Source organism: Polaribacter sp. IC073 (genome assembly GCF_007997075.1).
Taxonomy (GTDB): domain Bacteria; phylum Bacteroidota; class Bacteroidia; order Flavobacteriales; family Flavobacteriaceae; genus Polaribacter.
Genome location: NZ_VORS01000041.1, coordinates 1 through 441, shown reverse-complemented (window position 1 = coordinate 441; position 441 = coordinate 1). Strand labels below are relative to the sequence as shown.

Genomic DNA, 441 nt, shown 5'->3' with positions numbered 1-441 from the left:
GTTGACCATAAATACAGACGGTAGTTATTCGTTTGCACCAGTATTAAATTTCAACGGAACCGTACCACAAGTTACATATACGGTCAGTGACGGAACAAATACGGCAAATTCTACCTTAGACATTACCGTAAATCCTATTAATGATGCACCAGTAGCGGTAAATGACAATTATACAACAAATGAAGATACGTCAGTAACTTTAACACCTTTAACAGGAGATAGTGATGTTGATGGAGATACTTTAACAATCACAAGTATCAACGGAACCGCATTAACACCAGGAACATTACAGACAATTACAGTTCCAAACGGAATTGTAACAGTAACTTCAGGTGGGGCAATTAGTTTTGCACCGACCGCGAATTACAATGGAAGTTCAACATTTGCTTATGTAATAAGTGATGGAAATGGCGAGACAGCAACAGCGAATCAAATTATAAC

Annotated in this window: 1 protein-coding gene; it reads left to right on the top strand. The window is 37.9% G+C overall.

Annotation, left to right across the window (positions count from 1 at the left end; all coding sequences use genetic code 11):
- The coding region (locus ES045_RS16235; RefSeq protein ID WP_147117318.1) for a tandem-95 repeat protein at positions 1-441 on the top strand (441 nt) is incomplete at both ends.